Source organism: Vibrio sp. 03_296 (genome assembly GCF_002265885.1).
This window is the reverse complement of the sequence record NZ_NPKW01000693.1, coordinates 1-538: the sequence shown is the minus strand read 5'-3', so window position 1 is coordinate 538 and position 538 is coordinate 1. Positions and strand designations below refer to the sequence as shown.

General features: G+C 48.9%; 1 pseudogene. It reads left to right on the top strand.

What is annotated here, in order from left to right:
* A pseudogene (locus CIK04_RS27190) lies at positions 1-538 on the top strand (GTPase); the annotation flags it as partial.

The following is a 538-nucleotide window of genomic DNA, read 5'->3' as shown; positions in this document are numbered from 1 at the left end:
TGGATTGAACATCTTGAAAAAGAACAGAATGTAAAAGCGATGGCGATCACCACGTCACAGACTCAAGAAGTGCATAAATTCTTGAGCTATGCCGTAAGCTAGCTCCTCATCGTGAAGAAGTCGGCAAAAACATTCGCACCATGATCATGGGCATCCCAAACGTGGGGAAATCCACCATCATCAACACTTTGCGGCCGCGTGCGATTGCACAAACGGGTAACCAACCAGCGGTGACTCGCCGTCAACAACGCATCAACCTGCAAAATGGCATTGTGTTATCAGATACCCCAGGATTCTTGGCAAAGTGGAAAACCCTCATAGTGGTTTTCGTTTAGCCGCTACTGGCGCAGTGAAAGATACGGCGATGGAATATGACGAAGTGGCATTTTACACTGTCGAGTACCTCGCAAAGCACTACCCAGAGAAGCTGAAGGAGCGCTATCAGATCGAAGAACTGCCAGAAACTGATGTTGAGTTGATGGAAGAGATTGGTCAACGCCGTGGGGCATTGCGTTCAGGTGGTCGTGTTGACCTCCAC